13 protein-coding genes are annotated in these 19,631 nt (G+C 64.4%); 10 read left to right on the top strand and 3 right to left on the bottom strand.

Annotated elements, in window-relative coordinates; genetic code table 11:
* Window positions 1-4: 4 nt before the first annotated feature.
* Together AC1RR3_RS10530 and AC1RR3_RS10525 are read right to left on the bottom strand one after the other, a co-directional pair.
* Window positions 5-2,404, bottom strand: a complete 2,400-nt coding sequence (locus AC1RR3_RS10530; protein ID WP_492822108.1) for a bifunctional diguanylate cyclase/phosphodiesterase — start codon at window positions 2,402-2,404, stop codon at window positions 5-7.
* A gap of 262 nt (window positions 2,405-2,666) precedes the next feature.
* Window positions 2,667-3,173: a YciE/YciF ferroxidase family protein gene (locus tag AC1RR3_RS10525; RefSeq protein ID WP_492822106.1), complete on the bottom strand. Its 507-nt coding sequence runs from the start codon at window positions 3,171-3,173 to the stop codon at window positions 2,667-2,669.
* Between the two features lie 418 nt (window positions 3,174-3,591).
* Between AC1RR3_RS10525 and AC1RR3_RS10520 the strand changes: the two genes are divergently transcribed.
* From AC1RR3_RS10520 to AC1RR3_RS10510, 3 genes are all read left to right on the top strand, one after another.
* The gene (locus AC1RR3_RS10520; protein ID WP_492822104.1) at window positions 3,592-4,674 is read left to right on the top strand and encodes a lysylphosphatidylglycerol synthase transmembrane domain-containing protein; all 1,083 of its coding nucleotides are present in this window, start codon (window positions 3,592-3,594) and stop codon (window positions 4,672-4,674) included.
* A 101-nt stretch (window positions 4,675-4,775) separates the two neighbouring features.
* Window positions 4,776-6,728 (top strand): SGNH/GDSL hydrolase family protein, encoded by a 1,953-nt coding sequence (locus AC1RR3_RS10515; protein ID WP_492822102.1) that lies wholly within the window; start codon window positions 4,776-4,778, stop codon window positions 6,726-6,728.
* A gap of 724 nt (window positions 6,729-7,452) precedes the next feature.
* Complete coding sequence (locus AC1RR3_RS10510) at window positions 7,453-9,225, top strand: tetratricopeptide repeat protein (protein ID WP_492822100.1); 1,773 nt, start codon at window positions 7,453-7,455, stop codon at window positions 9,223-9,225.
* A 97-nt stretch (window positions 9,226-9,322) separates the two neighbouring features.
* Here AC1RR3_RS10510 and AC1RR3_RS10505 read toward each other — a convergent pair whose 3' ends face one another.
* On the bottom strand, window positions 9,323-9,832 hold the full coding sequence (locus AC1RR3_RS10505) for a hypothetical protein (protein WP_492822098.1): 510 nt from the start codon (window positions 9,830-9,832) through the stop codon (window positions 9,323-9,325).
* Window positions 9,833-10,245: 413 nt separating this feature from the next.
* On the opposite strand from AC1RR3_RS10505, the gene AC1RR3_RS10500 reads away from it, so the two are divergent.
* From AC1RR3_RS10500 to AC1RR3_RS10470, 7 genes are all read left to right on the top strand, one after another.
* On the top strand, window positions 10,246-11,598 hold the full coding sequence (locus AC1RR3_RS10500; protein WP_492822096.1) for an MFS transporter: 1,353 nt from the start codon (window positions 10,246-10,248) through the stop codon (window positions 11,596-11,598).
* Between the two features lie 126 nt (window positions 11,599-11,724).
* A complete protein-coding gene (locus AC1RR3_RS10495) occupies window positions 11,725-12,630 on the top strand; it encodes a LysR family transcriptional regulator (RefSeq protein WP_492822094.1) in 906 nt (301 codons plus the stop codon).
* A 122-nt stretch (window positions 12,631-12,752) separates the two neighbouring features.
* Window positions 12,753-13,697, top strand: a complete 945-nt coding sequence (kdgD, locus tag AC1RR3_RS10490) for a 5-dehydro-4-deoxyglucarate dehydratase (protein ID WP_492822092.1) — start codon at window positions 12,753-12,755, stop codon at window positions 13,695-13,697.
* A 24-nt stretch (window positions 13,698-13,721) separates the two neighbouring features.
* Window positions 13,722-15,065: a glucarate dehydratase gene (gudD, locus tag AC1RR3_RS10485; protein ID WP_492822090.1), complete on the top strand. Its 1,344-nt coding sequence runs from the start codon at window positions 13,722-13,724 to the stop codon at window positions 15,063-15,065.
* 78 nt (window positions 15,066-15,143) lie between these two features.
* A complete protein-coding gene (locus AC1RR3_RS10480) occupies window positions 15,144-16,592 on the top strand; it encodes an aldehyde dehydrogenase family protein (RefSeq protein WP_492822088.1) in 1,449 nt (482 codons plus the stop codon).
* A gap of 117 nt (window positions 16,593-16,709) precedes the next feature.
* Window positions 16,710-18,251, top strand: coding sequence for a galactarate dehydratase (gene garD, locus AC1RR3_RS10475; protein ID WP_492822086.1), 1,542 nt, complete (start codon window positions 16,710-16,712; stop codon window positions 18,249-18,251).
* Between the two features lie 38 nt (window positions 18,252-18,289).
* A complete protein-coding gene (locus AC1RR3_RS10470) occupies window positions 18,290-19,495 on the top strand; it encodes a mandelate racemase/muconate lactonizing enzyme family protein (protein ID WP_492822084.1) in 1,206 nt (401 codons plus the stop codon).
* Window positions 19,496-19,631 lie beyond the last annotated feature (136 nt).

Here is a 19,631-nt window from a genome sequence, read left to right as displayed (position 1 = left end):
CCCCTTATGCCGACGCGCGCAGCCGCGGTCGTTCCAGCATGATCGCCACGTCCGAGGCCGGCCGCGGCTTGCTGAACAGATAGCCCTGCGCCTGGGTGCAGCCCTCGCGCCTGAGTAGCTCCAGCTGCGCATCGTTCTCGACGCCTTCCGCCGTGGTGACGATGCCAAGGCTGCGGCCAAGGCCGGTCACGGCGCGGATGATCGCCATGGAATCCTCGCGCGTCGCCAGCTCCGCCACGAAGGAGCGGTCGATCTTGATCTTGTCGAACGGGAAGCTGCGCAGATAGCTCAGCGACGAATAGCCGGTGCCGAAATCGTCGAGCGATATCCGCACACCCATGGCGCGGAGCTCATGCAGCGTTGTCAGCGTCGCCTCGCTGTTCTGGAGCAGCACGGATTCGGTGATCTCGAGCTCGAGGCGGCGCGCCGCCAGTCCCGAGGCGGCCAGCGCCTCGGTCACGGATGCGATCAGATTCGGGTTCTTGAACTGTACCGGCGACAGGTTGACGGCGACGTCGACATCGTCGGGCCAGGTGGCCGCGTCAGCGCAGGCGGAGCGCAGCACGAATTCGCCGAGCTGGACGATGAGTCCGGTCTCCTCGGCCAGCGGGATGAAGCTGATGGGGACGATCAGGCCGCGCTGCGGATGGTTCCAGCGGAGCAGCGCCTCGAAGGCGACGACGCGACCGCTGGCGACGTCGCGGATCGGTTGATAGTACGGCTGGAATTCGTCGCGTTGCAGCGCCGCGCGCAGATCCATTTCCAGCAGGCGCCGCGCCTGTGCGCGCGCATCCATGCCGGTCTCGAAGAAGCGATAGGTGCCGCGGCCGTCGGCCTTGGCGCGGTACAGCGCAAGGTCGGCATTCTTCAACAGCTCGTCCGGATTGCTGCCGTCCTGCGGCGACAGCGAGATGCCGATCGAGACACCGATGATGATCTGATGGTCGTCGATCTCGTAGGGCGCCGATATCGCCTCGACGAGACGGCCGGCAAGGGCTCTCGCCGCAGCTTCCTCGGAACGTCCGATCTGGACCACGGCGAACTCGTCGCCGCCGAGCCGCGCCACGGTGTCGTTCTCGCCGACGGTTGCCTTCAGCCTGCGGCCGACCTCCTTGAGCAGCGCATCGCCGATGGGATGGCCGAGCGAGTCGTTGATGTCCTTGAAGTGGTCGAGATCGAGGCAGAGCACCGCGAGCTGGTCGTCCGAGCCCGCACGGCGCAACCCCTGCTCGAGCTGCTCGTGGAACAGCACGCGGTTCGGCAGGCTGGTCAGCGCATCATGGCGCGCCATGTGCGAGATCTTGGCCTGCGCCTCCAGCCATTCGGTGATGTCCTCGAAGGTCGCGACCCAGCCACCGCCCTGCATCGGCTGGTTGACGACGCGGATCGAGCGGCCGAACCGGTTGACGACCTGGCTGGTGGTGCGGCCGTCGCGTGCGTCGGCCACGAGGCGCGCGAAGAATTCGTCCGCGTCGCCCTGCCACTGGCCCTTGGCCTGCTCTTCCCTGAGCACGTCGACCAGCAGGCGGCCGCTGAGCGCGATGTCGGTGCGGCCGAGCATCGCGGCGTAGCGCTCGTTGAACAGCTGGATCTTGCCGTCGGCATCGAACATGCACAGCCCCTGCGACATGTTCTCGAGAGCGGTGTCCAGCACGACCTGCTGGCGCCCCAATTCGCCCTTGGCTTTACGGTCGAGCAGCGCCGAGACCAACGCGATCGCGATGATCGCAACCGCGGCGCTGGCGGTCAGGAAGGACATCGAGCCCGGCGGGATCGACAGCCCGCTGATCGCGAGCGTCGGATCCGGCGTCAGCAGCACCGCGCCCATCGCGGTGAAATGATGCGCGACGATGGCAAGCGTCAGCAGCGCGGTCGCGCTCAGCGCATGGGAGAGATCATCGCGGCGCGCAGCGACGAACAGCGCCAGCGCCGCAAACACGATGCCGAACAGGACCGAGGCGACAACCGTGCCTTCGACCCAGTCGATGCGTGCGGGAATTTCCAGCGCCGCCATGCCGGTGTAATGCATCGCCGCAACGCCGCCGCCGACGATAGCGCCGCCGAGAACGATCCAGGGCTTCCGGGCGGACGATACCGAGATGCTCAATCCCACAAAGGTCACAGAGATCGCGAAGATCAGCGACAGGATCGTCACCGGAATGTTGTAGGCACCATCGGTCCCCGGCCCATAGGCCAGCATCGCGATGAAATGCGTCGCCCAGATGCCGCATCCGCTGACGACGGCATCCAGCGTGATCCAGGCCAGGCGCCCGGAGCCCTGCGTCGCGCGCGCCCGGTGAAACAGGCTGATGGCCGCAGCGCTGGCGAGCAGGCACACCGCGCCGCCGAGCGCGACCAGACGCCAATCATGCTGGTCCGTGAGACAGTAAAGAACTTGATACATTGCCGGCCCCTATCGACCAGCACTTGAACCGACAGAGATGGACAGTCGGTAACCGGCTATGTGCTGGTTCGGGGGATGGTGAACGGAGGATGTGTGCGCTCGCTCACATTGTTCATTTGCGCGAGGGTGCGCCGATGCCGATCACGGCGGCAGCGAGCAGCATCCGGTGTCATCGCCCGCGCAGGCGGGGAATGACAACGGATGGAGTAACACCACAACCCCGCGCGGCTGAACCGCGCGGCACTTCGTGGCTGCGCTTGGCCTAGCTCGCCGCGCGCAGATTCACCTTGCTCTCGGCGAGCGCCGTGAGCTTCTTGTCGGTCGCCTTCTCCTCATCGAGCGTCTTGGCGAGCACGGCGGCGCAGTCGCTCCGGCCGAGCTGCTTGGCCCAGGCAATCAGGCTGCCGTAGCGGACGATCTCGTAATGTTCGGCCGCCTGCGCCGCATTGATCAGCGCAGCGTCGAGCACAGCCTTGTCGGCCACTTCGCCGGCGGTCTCGTCGGCTTCCTCGATGATACCGTCGATCGCCGGGCAGTCGACCGCCTTCACCTGCGTGCCATGCATCTTGAACACTTCCTCGAGCCGCTTGACGTGCTGTTTGGTTTCTTCGAGGTGCGTCAAAAAGCCCTGCTTCAGCTGCGGATCGGTGGCCTTGTCTGCCATTTTCGGCAGCGCCTTGGTGAGCTGCTGCTCGGCGTAGTAGATGTCCTGAAGCTGATGCACGAACAGGTCGTTCATGGTCTTGATGTCTTTTGTGAACAGTCCCATCGTTCCGATCCTCTCGGGTTTCGGGAACACGGAGGCACCGGCTCGTACGAAAAAGCCGCATATTCCGCCATGTTCGGTTGCTGATGGGGCGCTAACGGGTATGCGGCATCGGCGTTCCAAAAAAGCCCGCGCCGCTTGCGCTGGAACAATGCCGGGGCGGTACGATATGCCAACATGCGACCACGCGATCCGGACCGGCCTGACGACTCATATGCTTAACGCGCGCCCGATGTGAACCGCATATGACGAAAGTGGCGGTGTGGCGCAGAACCTATTCTTGTCAAGGGCTGCACAAGTCACCGTTTTTGCCTTAAATGAGCTGGATGATGCCTAGCGATCGACGCCTGCCTTTGGCAACCATCGCGCCCGACTGGCCAATGCCCGGCCCAGTCGGTCTTGCCCCCCGCCGGGAGGATGAATGCACGGACTGCTGCCCGCGTTGAAGCGCGGCTTCAAGAGATGGGTCGGCTGGCGACGGCTCGGCATTGCCGCGAGCGTCTTCATCATCGCCTTTGCGGTCACCACGCTGGTACGGACCCTGAGCGGGATCGATACCGGCGTCATCCTGACCGCGCTGACCGAGATTCCCCGCGCCAATATCGGGCTGGCGGCGATCTGCGTCTTCTTCGCGTTCTGTACGCTGACCTTCTACGACTTTTTTGCACTGCGAACGATCGGCAAGAAACACGTCCCCTACCGCATCGCAGCGCTTTCCAGCTTCACGTCCTATTCGATCGGCCACAATATCGGCGCCACCGTCTTTACCGGCGGCGCGATCCGTTTCCGGATCTATTCGGACTATGGGCTGAACGCGATCGATGTCGCGAAAATCTGCTTCCTCTCCGGCCTGACCTTCTGGCTCGGTAACATCTTCGTGCTCTCGATCGGCATGGCGATCCACCCCGATGCCGCCTCCTACATGGATCAGCTGCCATCATCCATTAACCGGCTGATCGCGTTCGGCGGCCTCGCCTCGATCGGCGCCTATCTGGTCTGGCTCTGCATGGGCGAGAAGCGCCGTGAGCTCGGCCAGAAGGGCTGGAAGGTGGTGCTGCCCTCGGCGCCGCTGACGCTGGTGCAGATCCTGATCGGCGTGGTCGATCTCGGCTTCTGCGCGCTGGCGATGTACCTGCTGGTGCCGGCCAGCCCGCAGATCGACTTCCTGTCGCTCGCCGTGGTGTTCATCCTGGCGACGCTGCTCGGCTTTGCCAGCCATGCCCCCGGCTCGATCGGCGTGTTCGATGCCGCCATGCTGGTGGCGCTGCCCGAATTCGGCCGCGAGCAATTGCTTGCGACCCTGCTGGTCTTCCGCATCCTCTATTTCGTGATCCCGTTCGGCCTCGCCATCTCCATCATGGGCACGCGCGAGCTCTGGATGAACGTGGTCGAGCCCTGGCAGGAGCGGCGGCGGCTGGCGGAGGCCTGCGCGCAGGCCAACCTGCCCAAGCAGGTGGCAGCGATGGAGCGCGAGCGGTCGCTGCGACAGGCCAACAAACGCTAAGGCGCTGGACGGCGGCGGCAAAGAGCGACAGACAAAGGTTGCGGACGGGAGAGCAATCCTCTCTTATTTCCGCCTCAACTTTGCCTTTGAAGACGCGGGCCATGATTTCTGTATTCCTTCGTATCTTGTCCGCAAGCGCCGTGCTGCTTGTCGGGATTCTGACCGCTTTGCCGGTTCCGCGCGCAGCCGCGCAGGACGCCGGCGCCATGCAGATTTCCTGGGAGGTACGCAACCGCTTCCGCCTGTTCCGCGAGGAGCGCGACTTCCTGCTCCATGTCGAGAACGCGCGCAACCGCAGCGTTCTCGCCGCCGAGCAGTCGCTGGAGCTCCAGAGCGAGGGCCGCGGCTGGGCTCGCAACATGGTCAACCGGCTCTGCATCGACCTCCAGGGCCGGGTCAATCAGCCGTGCACCCGCGACAACGTCAAAGAGAACTACATCACCCCGATCGACCATCCGGTCACCGTACGCCTGGCCGGCGCGGTGCCGGTCGGGGCCACCTGCGCCTGGTCGTTTGACGACGGCGACGGGCCGCAGCAATCGACCTTCGATTGCGCCGAGCCCATCAACCTGCGCGTCCGCTATGGCAAGCAGACGGTGGCGACGGTCGACGTCTCCTCCGGCTCCGATCCGACCCAGCGTGTCCAGACCGAAATCCAGGTCCGCGACGTCTTCGTCGCAGGGCTCGGCGACAGCATCGCCTCCGGCGAAGGCAATCCGGACCGGCCGCTGGCGCTGTCGGACGAAGGCTTCTGCTTTCGCTCCTATCTCGGCACCGCGGGCGCGCAGTACTACCGGCCGAGCCGCGCCGGCTACAAGGGCGGCCGCGCCTGCGAAGCGCCGGATACGCTCGCCAACTGGCAACGCTACGGCGCGCTCTGGTTCAACTCGCCCTGCCACCGTTCGCTCTACAGCTACCAGGCCCGCACGGCGCTGGCGCTCGCGGTGCGCTACACCCACATCGCCGTGACCTTCCTGCCGCTCGCCTGCACCGGCGCCAGCATCGGCGACGGGCTGCTCGGCTCGCAGCGCGCCCGCGAATGCGCGCCGAACAAGAACGGCACCTGCCAGACCAGCGTGAACGCCCAGGTCGCCGAGTTGCGCGAAGCGCTCACCGCTGCAAAAAGACGCCAGCCGGACCGCAACCTCGATCTCGTGCTGCTCTCGGTCGGAGCCAACGACATCTACTTCTCCGGCCTCGTTGCCGACGTCATCGTCGAGACCGCGACCGAGCGCGCGCTGTTCCGCCGCTCCGGCGTGATGGCGAGCGTCGACGATTCCCGCGACGCGCTACAGCGCGAGCTGCCGCAGAATTTCGTCAAGCTGCGCGAGGCCCTGAAGCCGCTGGTCGGCGGCGATCTCTCGCATGTGGTCTACGTCTCTTATGCCAATCCTGCGCTTGCCGATGGCGGCGTGCCCTGCCGCGGCGGCCGCGGCGGCTTCGACATCCATCCCGCCTTCAACGCCGATCCGCAGCGCCTCGCCCGCGTTTCGACCTTCGTCGACACCGAATTCCTGCCGCAGTTGAAGGCGCTCGCTACCTGCACGCGCGGCGCGCTGTGCCGCGATCCCGAGGCCGACCGGATGACCTTCGTCGACACGCATCAGGCTGCGTTCGCCGATCACGGTTTTTGCGCACATTCGGGCAATGATCCCGAATTCGACCGCACGTGTTTTGCCGAGAACGGCCAGAGCTTCAATCCTGATATCGTCAGTGCGGCGAGCCAGCCGATGCTGTGCGGCCGCGGCGCCTCGGAATATCGCGCCTACCTGCCGCGCGCACGCTGGATCCGCGACGCCAATGACAGCTATTTCGCCGCGATGACCTATCCGCAAGGCTTGCCGGCGGCGAGCCAGCCGACCGACATCCACGACGCGACCTGGGGCGTGCTCTCCGCCGTCTATGGCGGCGCCGTGCATCCAAGCGCCGAAGGCCATGCCGCGATGGCGGACGCCGCGCTGCCGGCCGCGAGCGCGGTGCTTGGGCTTGATGCGGTGCCACCGGGCGTGACGCGCGGATTGCTGGCGCCGTTGTTGCCGAGCGCACGGCAGTAGCGCACGGCGCTGAAACAGGAACGCACCGCGCACGATTACGCTTTGCTCGATCGGTTGCCTGGGGCGTGAGCGCCTGAAGAGTCGCGCATCTGCACAGCATTGATGCCGAGCGCCGGCTCCAGATGCAATTTCACCCAGCCAGCAATCCGGTGCTGCCTGACGCGGCAAGGGCACAGATCGAAGCGACGCCCGACGTCCACAGCTTTCCGTTCGATATTGCGGTCGCCTTCGAGCAGGACTCAGCGGGCTCGCGACACAATATGTGCGGACCACGATCACGCGTGGCGCGATCGCTGCCCGCGAATCAACCGCAGGCACTGTGATGACTTCGGCCGGCGCTTTCTCGCGATCGTAACGGTATCTCACGCGGCGACGTAACAACCGCATCGCAAATTTCGGGCGATGATCCGCGCCAGAGCTTGGAGACGGCATCGCGCGTCAGCCACTCATGCTGCAACGCTACTGTTACGGCGTAGCATCGGAAATCGATGTGTGAAAGGTTGTTACATCAACGGCGCAAGTCAAATAGCGATTACGCCCGTGTCAATTCAAAATCCAACGATCGCTCTCAAAAATGATCAGAGAATGGGCAGTAAGGCGGTGAAGATTTTCGTCACTGCCTGTTGCCTGGTCAGTCCATCCACTCCGTGTGCAGGCATTTGAGTCGACGGGACCGCAGCCCGCGTGGAAAAAGATATGAGAATTTGGAATAGGGTATCAGTCTTTGTCTGGGAATACGCCGTCTGCAACACCCCCGGCCGATCGGGCCGCGATCATCAACGCTCTCAACACTCTCCTGGAAGATCCGGCCTTCGAGGCGTCGGCGCGCAACAAGCGCTTCCTGCGCTTCGTTGTTGAAGAAAAGTTGGCCGGCCGCGGCGACCGGATCAAATCCTACACGATCGCAGTCGACGTCTTCGGGCGCATGCCTGATTTTGACGGATCGGTCGATCCGATCGTCAGAATCGAGGCCAGCAGACTGCGCAACTCGCTGGCAAGCTACTATGCCAATTCCAACAACAAGGCCCGGATACAATTTTCGCTCCCCCGTGGCAGCTACGTGCCGGAAATCAAGGACATCGAAAATCCCCCGAGCAGTCACGACGACGGGCGAATGCCGGCCGGCGCGTCACGCTCCGGCGGCGACCCGCGGCCGGCTTTCGGATCTGCGTGGCGGAAATTCCGCAAGAGCAGGCCAGCACGGTGGATGCTCCCGGCGGGACTGGCAGCGATTGCCGCGGTTGCGATCACCGTCGGCATAAAACCCTGGCTGGTTCGGCCGACACCCGTCCTCGAGCCCTTGCTTTTCGTCGATCAGGTCGAGCCGCTGACGGATGACGAGCCCACGCGACTCCTGGCGCGGACGCTCAGCCAGTCGCTGATCTCAGCGCTCCAGCAATTCGACGGCCTGGCAATTTCAGCGAAGTCGGGCGGCGACAGCCACGCGATCGTCCAACTGCTCGCAGAGAATCCGGGCCGATCGGTGTATATGCTCGCATCGGAACTCCGGATCGACCACGATACCGTGCGTCTATGGTGGCGCCTCAGCGATCAACGCACTATGGAGGTCTACTTTACCTCGACCCAACAGGGGCCCTGGAATCAGAACGAGACCTCGACCGAAGAGCAGATCGCACAGAAGATCGCTACCGCGATCGGCTATCGCAACGGCCTCGTGAAATCCTTCGAAGCCCGCACACTGCCGGATCCGCCGCCGCCGGGATATCTCTGCGTGCTTTGGGCGCAGCGTTACCCGCTATCGATGAATCAAAAGACCCATGCGACCACGCGAGACTGCCTGGAGCAGACGGTCGCCCTCCTTCCCAACTACGCCGACGCCTGGGCCTACCTCGCGACCATCTACGCCGACGAGGCCCGTAACGGTTACAACCTGAACAGGGCAAGCGGACAGGCACTCGCACAGGCGAAGGATGCCACAGCCAAGGCACTTCGGCTGGCACCGTTCGCCGCATCGAGCCATGTGGCGTCGATGATCGTGAGTTTTCAGGAAGGCGATTTCAACGGGTTCGAGGAAGCTGTTCGGCGCGCCCTCGAAATCAGTCCCGCCGATCCGAAGGTTCTTGTGATCGCCGGCAACCGGCTTTGGGCGATCGGGCACTTCGAGGAGGGCACCAAGTTGCTGAGCAAAGCGCTGGCCATCAACAAGAACCCGGGGCCGTTCGACAATCTCGTATTGGCCTCAGACGAATATCGGCAGGGACATTATCAGCAGGCGATCGCCATGCTGACGTCCAAGCCGGTCGGTTTCTACATGACCTCCGCAATGCTCGCGGCATCCTACGGCCAACTTGGCGATCGCAACGCCGCTCGCCCGCATGTCCGGAAGCTGCTCGAGCTGCGTCCCAACTACGCGCGCGAGATGCGCGAGGATTTTCGTGACCGCCATGTCGTCGACTCCGTTACGGACACGATCGCTGACGGGTTGAAGAAAGCGGGCCTCGAGATTGTCGACGCCGACGCCCGTCCGGCGCCATGACAGCTGCTCGAACCGTCGTCGCGCTCGTCAGCGATCCTCCCGACTTGCGCGGATCGCGTGCCAAAGCCTCTCTGGCCACGTCTCGAAGACGGCTCACCTACCTGCCCGACCCAATTTGCCGCGGCGAGAGAGTCACGACGGCCTCCTCCAGAAGGCCACTGAACTCGACCAGAAGGATCGCCAGGTGTGGCAATCGTTTCAACTGGTCGTCGACGGCGGCAATCGAGCGCTCACCCCGAGCGAATCGCCGAAGCAAGCGCCATTTTCCGAAGGCAACCTTGTGAACGTTTCCGGAAGCGTATTCGACCGAACCCCACAATTGCCTCGACTCGATCAACAGTTCGCCGGCGATCTTGTCCATCAGCACCACGAGCGTCATGATGTCCCCGATCGCGACGGCGGCCCCGCGCAACCGCCTCGACGGATTGTCACCGGCTCGCAAATTGATAGGCGTTTCCGCCGACACCCTTTCGTGCATTTCGCCCAGCAGGGTCAGCAATGTCGCAAACCGGTCGCGTGCGGCGTGAACAAGACCTTCCAGCAGCGAAAAATGGGCCTGCATGGACACCGGCACGACGACATTCGGTTCGCTCAATTCGGGTTTCATCAAATCCTCCGCTGAAGCCTCAAGTATGGCTGGCGCTGCATCGCAGCATGCCCTGCGGAAATTTCATGGATGTGCGTCGATTGGACAGTAACCGAGCCGAAACATCACGCAGATCAACCGTTACGAGGCCGACAGCACTCCTTGCATTTACGAATTCTTAGTCGATCCGTCCGCTATCACCCTTTGGAGTAGACCGAGAGACCGCGATGCAGAGAACTTCCTTGGTGGTCCTGGCGAAAGCCACGACCACCAAGGTGCAAGGCCTCGGCTCCCACACCTCCCAGCGTTTTCACCCGCCGTTCCATCAATCCAAAAACGGCATCGATCGATACCCCCTTCAACTTGGACACTTTGCTGCGCGCGCCTCTAGGAGTCGTCGTGAGGAAACGTTTCGAAGTTCAAGGAGGCGCCTGATGAGCGCAGTGGTGTCCGCAGCGGACGTGAGGAGGTCTCGCGTCAGGCTGTTCATCGTGACCATGCTGTTCCTGGTCACGACCGTGAATTATGCCGACCGCGCCACGCTGTCGATCGCCGGCCCCGCGCTTTCGAAAGAGCTGCATCTCGATCCCGTCGCCATGGGCTGGATCTTCTCGGCGTTCGGCTGGTCCTATGTCTTGGCGCAGGTGCCGGGCGGCTGGCTGCTCGACCGCTACGGCTCGCGCCTCGTTTATGCCTTCAGCATCATCGTCTGGTCGCTGTTCACGATGATGCAGGGCTGGGTTGGCTTCCTCAGCGCCGGCGCCGCCATCAGCGTGCTGTTCGCGCTTCGCCTCCTGGTCGGCGTCGCGGAAGCGCCGTCCTTCCCCGCCAATGCCCGCATCGTCGCCGCCTGGTTTCCCGGCAATGAGCGCGGCACCGCGTCGGCTTTCTTCAATTCCGGCCAGTATTTCGCCACCGTGATCTTCGCGCCGCTGATGGGCTGGATCGCGCACGATTACGGCTGGCGCTACGTCTTCTTCGTGATGGGCGGGCTCGGCGTCATCATGGGCCTCGTCTGGATCAAGACCGTCTATGGCCCGAAGGAGCATCCCGGCATCAACGAGGCCGAGTTCGACTACATCAGGGAAGGCGGCGCGCTGGTCGATCTCGATGCGCCCAAGAACGATCTGATGCAGCAGCGTGCGCCCGAAGCCGGCTCCGGCTGGGATCACATCCGCCAGCTGCTCTCCAACCGCATGATGCTCGGCGTCTATCTCGGCCAGTACTGCATCAACACGCTGACCTATTTCTTCCTGACCTGGTTCCCCGTGTACCTCGTCAAGGAGCGCGGCCTGTCGATCCTGCAGGCCGGTTTCGTCGCGACGCTGCCCGCGCTGTGCGGCTTCATCGGCGGCGTGCTCGGCGGTGTCATCTCCGACGCTATTCTGCGCAAGACCGGCTCGCTGACGCTGGCGCGCAAAATCCCGATCGTGGGCGGCATGCTGCTGTCGATGTCGATCATCGCCTGCAACTATGTCGATGGACAGGCCCTGGTGGTCGGCTTCATGGCGCTCGCCTTCTTCGGCAAGGGCATCGGCGCGCTCGGCTGGGCCGTCGTCTCCGACACCTCGCCCAAGGAAGCCGGCGGCGTCTCCGGCGGCCTGTTCAACACCTTCGGCAACCTCTCCTCGATCTCTACTCCAATCGTGATCGGCTACATCCTGGCGGCGACCGGCTCCTTCAACGGCGCGCTGGTGTTCGTCGGCGCCAACGCGCTGGTGGCCGCATTCGCCTATCTCGTGATTGTCGGCAAGATCGAGCGGGTGGTGCTCAAACGTTCCTCCTGAGAGCTCCGGGACATCGGAGCGGACCAGGCAACTCAACGGCGGCTTCAACAGCCGCCGTCTTTGTTTTGGGGATGATCGATGCTAGAAGTGCCGGGGAAACGCCTTATTCATCTAAGGCATGTATCGATGTTCGACCTCAACCAGCTCCGCTGTTTCGTGACAGTTGCGGAGGAATTGCACTTCGGCCGCGCCGCCGCGCGGCTGAACATGACCCAGCCGCCACTGTCGCGACAGATCCAGGTGCTCGAGCACATCATCGACGCGCCGCTGCTGGAGCGCACCAGCCGCTCGGTGCGGCTGACGCCTGCCGGCCGCAGCTTCCTGCCGGAAGCGCGGCGCATCCTGAAGCTTGCGGAAAGCGCCTCGCAGGTCGCCCGCCGAATCGCGCTCGGCAAGACCGGCTCGCTGAAGATCGGCTTTACGGCCGCCGCCGCCTACGGCTTCCTGCCGGAGCTGGTCGCGGCCTGCCGCGCCAAACTGCCCGAGGTCGATTTCTCGCTGAAGGAGATGGTGTCGGGCGACCAGTTTGAGGCGCTCAGCTCCGGCCAGATCGACGCCGGCCTGCTCAGGCCGCCGATCGCCCGCCCCGAAGTGGCCAGCCGCCGCGTCGTCGCCGAGCCCCTGCTCGCCGCGATCCCCAAGAAGCATCCGCTGGCGAACGCCGACAGCATCACCATCAAGGATTTCGACGACCAGCCCTTCGTGATGTATTCGCCCTATGAAAGCCGCTACTTCCACGATCTGCTGGTGGCGCTGTTCACCCGCGCCGACGTGCTGCCGCGCTATGTCCAGCATCTGAGCCAGATCCACTCGATCCTGGCCATGGTGCGCGCCGGCCTCGGCCTTGCCATCGTGCCGGCCGCGGCCGCGAGCCTGAAAATCTCCGACGTCCGGCTGCGGCCGCTAAAACTGCGCAACCGCGTCCCGGTCGAGCTGTTCATGGTGTGGCGCCGCGACGACGAGAATCCGCTGCTCTCGGCGCTGGTCAAAATCGCCAGTGAATTGTCCTCCGCGGAGGTGGTGGAGGATTGATGCTCAATCCGCATCGGTCGATATAGGCTTTAGCTTGGACGCGCATCGAACCGTCTCCTAAACCACGGCGCATGGACGCGTAGCCTTGCGTCCTCCACAACACGCAATAGGGAGCAGCGCCCATGAGCAAGATGACCCCACAGGAAATGGCCCAGAAGATCGGATCGGGCCTCCTGTCCTTCCCCGTCACGCCTTTCAAGGCGGACCACTCCTTCGACGAGGCGACCTATCGCTCCAACATGGACTGGCTGTGCGGCTATGATGTCGCAGGCCTGTTCGCCGCCGGCGGCACCGGCGAGTTCTTCTCGCTGACGCCCACGGAAGTCCCTGAGGTGGTCAAGGTCGCGGTCGAGGAAACCAAGGGCCGGGTGCCCGTGCTCGCCGGCACCGGCTATGGCACGGCGATCGCCCGCGAGATCGCGATCGGCGCGGAAAAGGCCGGCGCTGACGGCCTGCTGCTGCTGCCACCCTATCTCACCCATTCCGAGCAGGACGGCCTTGCCGCCCATGTCGAGGCGGTCTGCGCCGCCGTGAAGATCGGCGTCATCGTCTACAACCGCGACAACGCCATCCTCCAGCCCGACACGCTCGCTCGCCTCGCCGAACGCTGCCCGAACCTCGTCGGCTACAAGGACGGCATCGGCGATATCGAGCTGATGACCCGCGTCTACACCAAGCTCGGTGATCGCCTGACCTATGTCGGCGGCCTGCCGACCGCGGAGACCTTCGCGCTGCCTTATCTGGACATGGGCGTGACGACCTATTCCTCGGCCGTGTTCAACTTCGTGCCGGAATTCGCCACCAACTTCTACGCCGCCGTGCGCAAGCGCGACCATGCGACGATCCAGGCGGGCTTGAAGAATTTCATTCTGCCGCTGATCGAGATCCGCAACCGCAAGAAGGGCTATGCCGTCTCGATCATCAAGGCCGGCATGAAGGTGATTGGCCGCGATTCCGGTCCGGTCCGTTCGCCGCTGACCGATCTCACCGAGCAGGAGATCGCGGAACTGGCCGCGCTGGTGAAGAACCTTCCCGCCATCCGATCGTCACAACAGGCTGCAGAATAACAAGACAACAGGGAGGAGCGTGCGATGGCCCAGACTGACATCTCTGGTGCACCAATCGTCACATCGATGCAGGTGATTCCGGTCGCGGGCCGCGACAGCATGCTCCTCAATCTGAGCGGCGCGCATGCGCCGTTCTTCACCCGCAACATCGTCATCCTCACCGACAATGCCGGTCACACCGGCGTCGGTGAGGTGCCGGGCGGGCAAAAGATCTGGCAGACGCTCCAGGACGCGCGCGATCTCGTGATCGGCAAGACCGTCGGCGCGATGAACAACATTCTGGCCGACATCCGCACCGCCTTCGCCGACCGCGATGCCGGCGGCCGCGGCAAGCAGACCTTTGACCTGCGCGTGATGATCCACGCGGTCACGGCGATCGAATCTGCGCTGCTCGATTTGCTCGGCCAGCATCTCAACCTGCCCGTCGCCGCCCTGCTCGGTGAAGGCCAGCAGCGCAACAGCGTCGAGACGCTCGGCTATCTCTTCTTCGTCGGCGACCGGCGCAAGTCGAAACTGAACTACGTGCAGGGCGAGACCGCCAAGCCGGAATGGTTCAACCTCCGCCACCAGGAGGCGATGACGCCGGAGACCGTGGTGCGGCTCGCCGAAGCCACGCACGATCACTACGGCTTCGCAGACTTCAAGCTCAAGGGCGGCGTCTTGCGCGGCGAGCAGGAGATCGAGGCGGTTACCGCGATCGCAAAGCGCTTTCCCAGCGCGCGCGTGACCCTGGACCCGAACGGCGCATGGTCGCTCGACGAGGCGATCGGCCTCTGCAAGGACATGCACGGCATTCTCGCCTATGCCGAGGACCCCTGCGGCGCCGAGGCCGGCTTCTCCGGCCGTGAGATCATGGCCGAGTTCCGCCGCGCCACGGGCCTGCCGACTGCGACCAACATGATCGCGACCGACTGGCGGCAGCTCTCCCATGCGCTGCGCCTCGGCGCGGTGGACATTCCGCTGGCCGATCCCCATTTCTGGACCATGCAGGGTTCAGTGCGCGTCGCCCAGACCTGCCGCGACAACGGCCTGACCTGGGGGTCGCACTCCAACAACCACTTCGACATCTCGCTCGCGATGTTCACCCATGTCGGCGCCGCCGCCCCCGGCAAGGTCACCGCGATCGACACCCACTGGATCTGGCAGGACGGTCAGGCGCTGACCAAGGAGCCGCTCCAGATCAAGGGCGGCAAGATTGCAGTCCCCGACAGGCCGGGTCTGGGTATCGAAATCGACAGGGCGGCCATCGACGCCGCGCATGACCTCTATAAGCAGCATGGACTTGGCGCCCGGGATGACGCTATTGCCATGCAGGACTTGATCCCTGGCTGGACGTTTGACGACAAGCGCCCGTGCCTCGTGCGTTAGAAAATTCAGGCATGATCCCGGAAAAGTGGACACCGGTTTTCCGATAAGGATCATGCCTCCCAATAAGGAGGAAGAGATATGACTGCGATCCTGAAGAACTTCATCGGCGGCGAATGGGTCGACGGCTCCGGCGTCACGAAGAATATCAACCCCTCCAATACCAACGACCTCGTCGGCGAATATGCCAAGGCCGACAAGGCACAGACCGAGAAGGCGATCGCCGCCGCCAAGGCCGCCTTCCCCGCCTGGGCGCAGTCGACCCCGCAGGCACGCTATGACGCGCTGAACAAGATTTCGCTCGAAATCATTGCCCGCAAGGAAGAGCTCGGACGCCTGCTCGCCCGCGAGGAAGGCAAGACGCTGCCCGAGGGCATCGGCGAGGTCGCGCGCGCCGGCCAGATCTTCGCGTTCTTCGCCGGTGAAGCGCTGCGCCTGATCGGCGAGAAGGGTGCCTCGGTGCGCCCCGGCCTCGACGTCGAGCTCACCCGCGAGCCGGTCGGCATCATCGGCATGATCACGCCCTGGAATTTCCCGATCGCGATCCCGGCCTGGAAGATCGCGCCCGCGCTCTGCTATGGCAACACGGTCGTGTTCAAGCCGGCCGAGCTGGTGCCGGGCTCCGCGCATGCGCTGTCCGAGATCATCACCCGCTCCGGCATTCCGGCTGGCGTGTTCAACCTCGTGGTCGGCTCCGGCTCGGTGGTCGGCCAGACGCTCCTTGAGCATCCGGATGTCGCCGCGATTTCCTTCACCGGCTCGGTGCAGACCGGCCGCAAGATCGCGCAGGCCTGCGTGCTCTCGAACCCCATGAAGAAGTTCCAGCTCGAGATGGGCGGCAAGAATCCGCTGGTCGTGCTTGACGACGCCGACCTCAAGACCGCCGTCGAGGTCGCCGTCAACGGCGCCTATTTCTCCACCGGTCAGCGCTGCACCGCCTCCTCTCGCCTGATCGTCACCGAAGGCATCCACGACCGCTTCGTTGCCGCTGTGGCCGAACGCCTGAGCGGCCTGTCGGTGGACGACGCGCTCAAGGCCGGCGTGCATATCGGCCCGGTGGTCGACCAGAGCCAGCTCGACCAGGACCTGCGCTACATCAAGATCGGCCAGGACGAGGGCGCCAAGCTTGCCTTCGGCGGCGAACTGCTCAAGCGCGAGACGCCCGGCCACTACCTCCAGCCGGCGCTGTTCACCGAGGCCAACAACAACATGCGCATCGCGCGCGAGGAAATCTTCGGCCCCGTCGCCGCCGTCATTCGTGCGAAGAATTACGACGAAGCGCTGGCGATCTCCAACGACACCGAGTTCGGCCTCGCCTCCGGCATCTGCACCTCGAGCCTGAAATACGCCTCGCACTACAAGCGCAACAGCGAGTCCGGCATGGTGATGGTCAATCTGCCGACCGCCGGCGTCGATTATCACGTCCCGTTCGGCGGCCGGAAGGGTTCGAGCTACGGCGCCCGCGAGCAGGGCTCCTATGCACGCGAGTTCTACACGACTGTGAAGACCGCCTATACGTATCCCGGCTGATAGCTATCATCGTAGGGTGGGTTAGCGCAGCGTAACCCACCTCTTCTGGTTCGACGGATGCAGACAGTGGTGGGTTACGCTGCGCTAACCCACCCTACAAATCCCCGGAGTCCTCCCATGGACCAGGACGTCGCAGCGAAAGAGCAGCCCCGCTACATCAAGCTCAACGAGCGCGACAATGTCGCGATCGTGGTGAATGATTTCGGGCTTCCCGCCGGCTCCCGCTTTACCTGCGGGCTGACGCTGCGCGCCTTCGTGCCGCAAGGGCACAAGACGGCGCTGGTCGACATCGGGCAGGACGCGCCGATCATCCGCTATGGCGAGGTGATCGGCTACGCGCTCTCGCCGATCCTGGCCGGCGAATGGGTGGACGAGGCCCGCATCCGGATGCCGGAGGCTCCTGACCTCGACAAGCTGGAGATCTCCACCGCCGTCCCCGCGCCGTTGCCGCCGCTCGAAGGCTTTACCTTCGAAGGCTTTCGCAACACCGACGGCTCGGTCGGCACCAAGAACATCCTCGGCATCTCCTCCTCCGTGCAATGCGTCAAGGGCACGATGGAATATGCGGTGAAGCGCATCCGCGCCGAGCTCCTGCCAAAATATCCGAATGTCGACGACGTCGTGCCGCTGACGCACGCCTATGGCTGCGGCGTCGCCATCAACGCGCCCGATGCAGTCGTGCCGATCCGCACGCTGCAAAACCTCGCACTCAACCCGAATTTCGGCGGCGAGATTCTGGTCATCAGCTTGGGATGCGAAAAGCTCGCGCCTGAGCGACTGGTGCCGGAAGGCATCAGCGATGCCATCGTCCGCATGCAGGACGAAGCCTTTGACGGTTTTGGCGCGATTGTCGATGCGATCATGACCCAGGCCGAGGCCCGCCTGAAGATCCTCAACAAGCGCACCCGTGAGACCTGCCCGGCGGCCGATCTCGTCATTGGGCTACAATGCGGCGGCAGCGACGCGTTCTCCGGCGTCACTGCGAACCCTGCCCTCGGCTTCGCTGCCGACCTCCTGGTGCGCGCCGGTGCCACGGTGATGTTCTCTGAAGTCACCGAAGTGCGCGACGCCATCCAGCTCCTCACTCGCCGCGCCATCAACGAGGATGTCGGCCGCGCGCTGGTGCGCGAGATGGCCTGGTACGATGCTTATCTGGCCCGCGGCGGCGCCGATCGCAGCGCCAACACCACGCCCGGCAACAAGAAGGGCGGCCTTGCCAACATCGTCGAGAAGTCGCTCGGCTCGATCGTCAAGTCCGGCTCAACCGCGATCACCGGCGTTCTCTCCCCCGGCGAGAAGGCGACGCAGAAGGGCATGTTGTTCGCGGCGACGCCGGCGAGCGACTTCATCTGCGGCACGCTGCAACTCGCCTCCGGCATGACGCTGCAAGTGTTCACCACCGGCCGCGGCACGCCCTACGGCCTTGCAGCTGCGCCGGTCATCAAGGTCGCGACCCGCAGCGAGCTCGCGCGGCGCTGGAAGGATTTGATCGATTTCGATTCGGGCAGCATCGCCACCGGCGAGCAGACCATCGAGGAATGCGGCTGGGACCTGTTCCGCCTGATCCTCGACGTCGCCTCGGGCCGCATCAAACCGTGGTCGGACCGCTGGGGCATCCACAACGACCTCACGCTGTTCAATCCGGCCCCGGTGACCTGAGCGCCAGGACCAGCGCCTGCAAGACCAAGAGGACCTCAATGTCCCGCATCACGACCCTGCGCACGATCCGCATCGACGAGCGGCCGAACCTGATCTGGGTCGAGATCGAGACCGACGAGGGCCTGACCGGCCTCGGTGAAAGCTTTCGCGGCGCGCAGGCCGTCGAAGCCGCGGTGCATGAGCTCGCAGCGCCGCTCGTGCTCGGCCAGGACTCCCGCCGCATCGAGGCGATCTCGCGCCAGTTGCTGACGCCCTATCTCGGCTTCCACAGCGTCAGCGCCGAGGTGCGCGCCGCCAGCGCCATCGACATCGCGCTGTGGGACATCAAGGGCCAGCGCCACGGCATTCCCGTGCACGAAGCGCTCGGCGGTGCAAGCCGGCTCGAGATCCGCGCCTACAACACCTGCGCCGGCTACGCCTACAACACCAAGAGCGCCAAGCGCCGCGAGATCGGCGCTGACGACGCCGCGCGCGGCCCCTATGACGACCAGATCGCCTTCATGCGCGACGCCGGCGCGCTGGCCGAAAGCCTCTTGAGCGAAGGCTACGGCGCCATGAAGATCTGGCCGTTCGATCCGTTTGCCGCGAACGGCGGCCATTCGATCTCGCTCACCGATTTGAAGACCGGGCTGGAGCCGTTCCGGAAAGTCCGCGACGCAGTCGGCGACCGCATCGAGATCATGTGCGAGTTGCACAGCCTGTGGGGCGCACACACGGCCGAGCGGATCTGCCGCGCGCTCGAAGACTACGGCGTGTTCTGGGTCGAGGATCCCCTCAACAAGATGGACGATGTGCAGGGCCTCGCCGACCTCAGGCGGCGGGTGAAGACGCCGATCTGCGGCAGCGAGACGCTGGCGGGAGCCGCCAGCTTCCGCAATCTGCTCGCGGCCGACGCCGTCGACGTGGTGATGCTCGACATCGCCTGGTGCGGCGGCTTGAGCGAGGCACGCAAGATCGCCGCGCTTAGCGAGGCCTACAACAAGCCGCTCGCTCCGCACGATTGCACCGGCCCGGTCGCGCTGATGGCGGGGCTGCATCTGGCGCTGCATGCGCCAACCGCGATCTTCCAGGAGGTCGTGCGCGCGACGCTCTCGACCTGGTATCGCGATCTCGTCACCGCGCTGCCGGCCGTGAAGAGCGGCATCGTGTCGGCACCGGCGGCGCCCGGCCTCGGACTCGCGCTCAATCCCGACATACGCCGCCGCACTGATGCGATGGTGCGAGAGTCCAAACTCGGCGCTTAGGCCGGGATCAACGGCCTCCCGTGAAACCGTCCGGAAACATCGGCGCGGAAAACTTCATCCTTGTTTCATCCTGCCGTATCACGCAATCAAATAGACCGCCGGTGGCGATCGAATGTTCGCATACAAGCGAACCCGT

This window comes from Bradyrhizobium sp. GW821-FHT13H05, assembly GCF_058804065.1.
Note: the sequence above shows the minus strand (reverse complement) of the source record. Positions and strands in the feature narration are given on the sequence as shown.

Excerpts from the sequence above, each read along its gene's own strand:
- AC1RR3_RS10530 (WP_492822108.1), bottom strand. The coding sequence starts at position 2,404 with ATGTATCAAGTTCTTTACTGTCTCACGGACCAGCATGATTGGCGTCTG.
- AC1RR3_RS10525 (WP_492822106.1), bottom strand. The coding sequence starts at position 3,173 with ATGGGACTGTTCACAAAAGACATCAAGACCATGAACGACCTGTTCGTG.
- AC1RR3_RS10520 (WP_492822104.1), top strand. The coding sequence starts at position 3,592 with ATGCACGGACTGCTGCCCGCGTTGAAGCGCGGCTTCAAGAGATGGGTC.
- AC1RR3_RS10515 (WP_492822102.1), top strand. The coding sequence starts at position 4,776 with ATGATTTCTGTATTCCTTCGTATCTTGTCCGCAAGCGCCGTGCTGCTT.
- AC1RR3_RS10505 (WP_492822098.1), bottom strand. The coding sequence starts at position 9,832 with ATGAAACCCGAATTGAGCGAACCGAATGTCGTCGTGCCGGTGTCCATG.
- AC1RR3_RS10500 (WP_492822096.1), top strand. The coding sequence starts at position 10,246 with ATGAGCGCAGTGGTGTCCGCAGCGGACGTGAGGAGGTCTCGCGTCAGG.
- AC1RR3_RS10495 (WP_492822094.1), top strand. The coding sequence starts at position 11,725 with ATGTTCGACCTCAACCAGCTCCGCTGTTTCGTGACAGTTGCGGAGGAA.
- kdgD (WP_492822092.1), top strand. The coding sequence starts at position 12,753 with ATGAGCAAGATGACCCCACAGGAAATGGCCCAGAAGATCGGATCGGGC.
- gudD (WP_492822090.1), top strand. The coding sequence starts at position 13,722 with ATGGCCCAGACTGACATCTCTGGTGCACCAATCGTCACATCGATGCAG.
- AC1RR3_RS10480 (WP_492822088.1), top strand. The coding sequence starts at position 15,144 with ATGACTGCGATCCTGAAGAACTTCATCGGCGGCGAATGGGTCGACGGC.
- garD (WP_492822086.1), top strand. The coding sequence starts at position 16,710 with ATGGACCAGGACGTCGCAGCGAAAGAGCAGCCCCGCTACATCAAGCTC.
- AC1RR3_RS10470 (WP_492822084.1), top strand. The coding sequence starts at position 18,290 with ATGTCCCGCATCACGACCCTGCGCACGATCCGCATCGACGAGCGGCCG.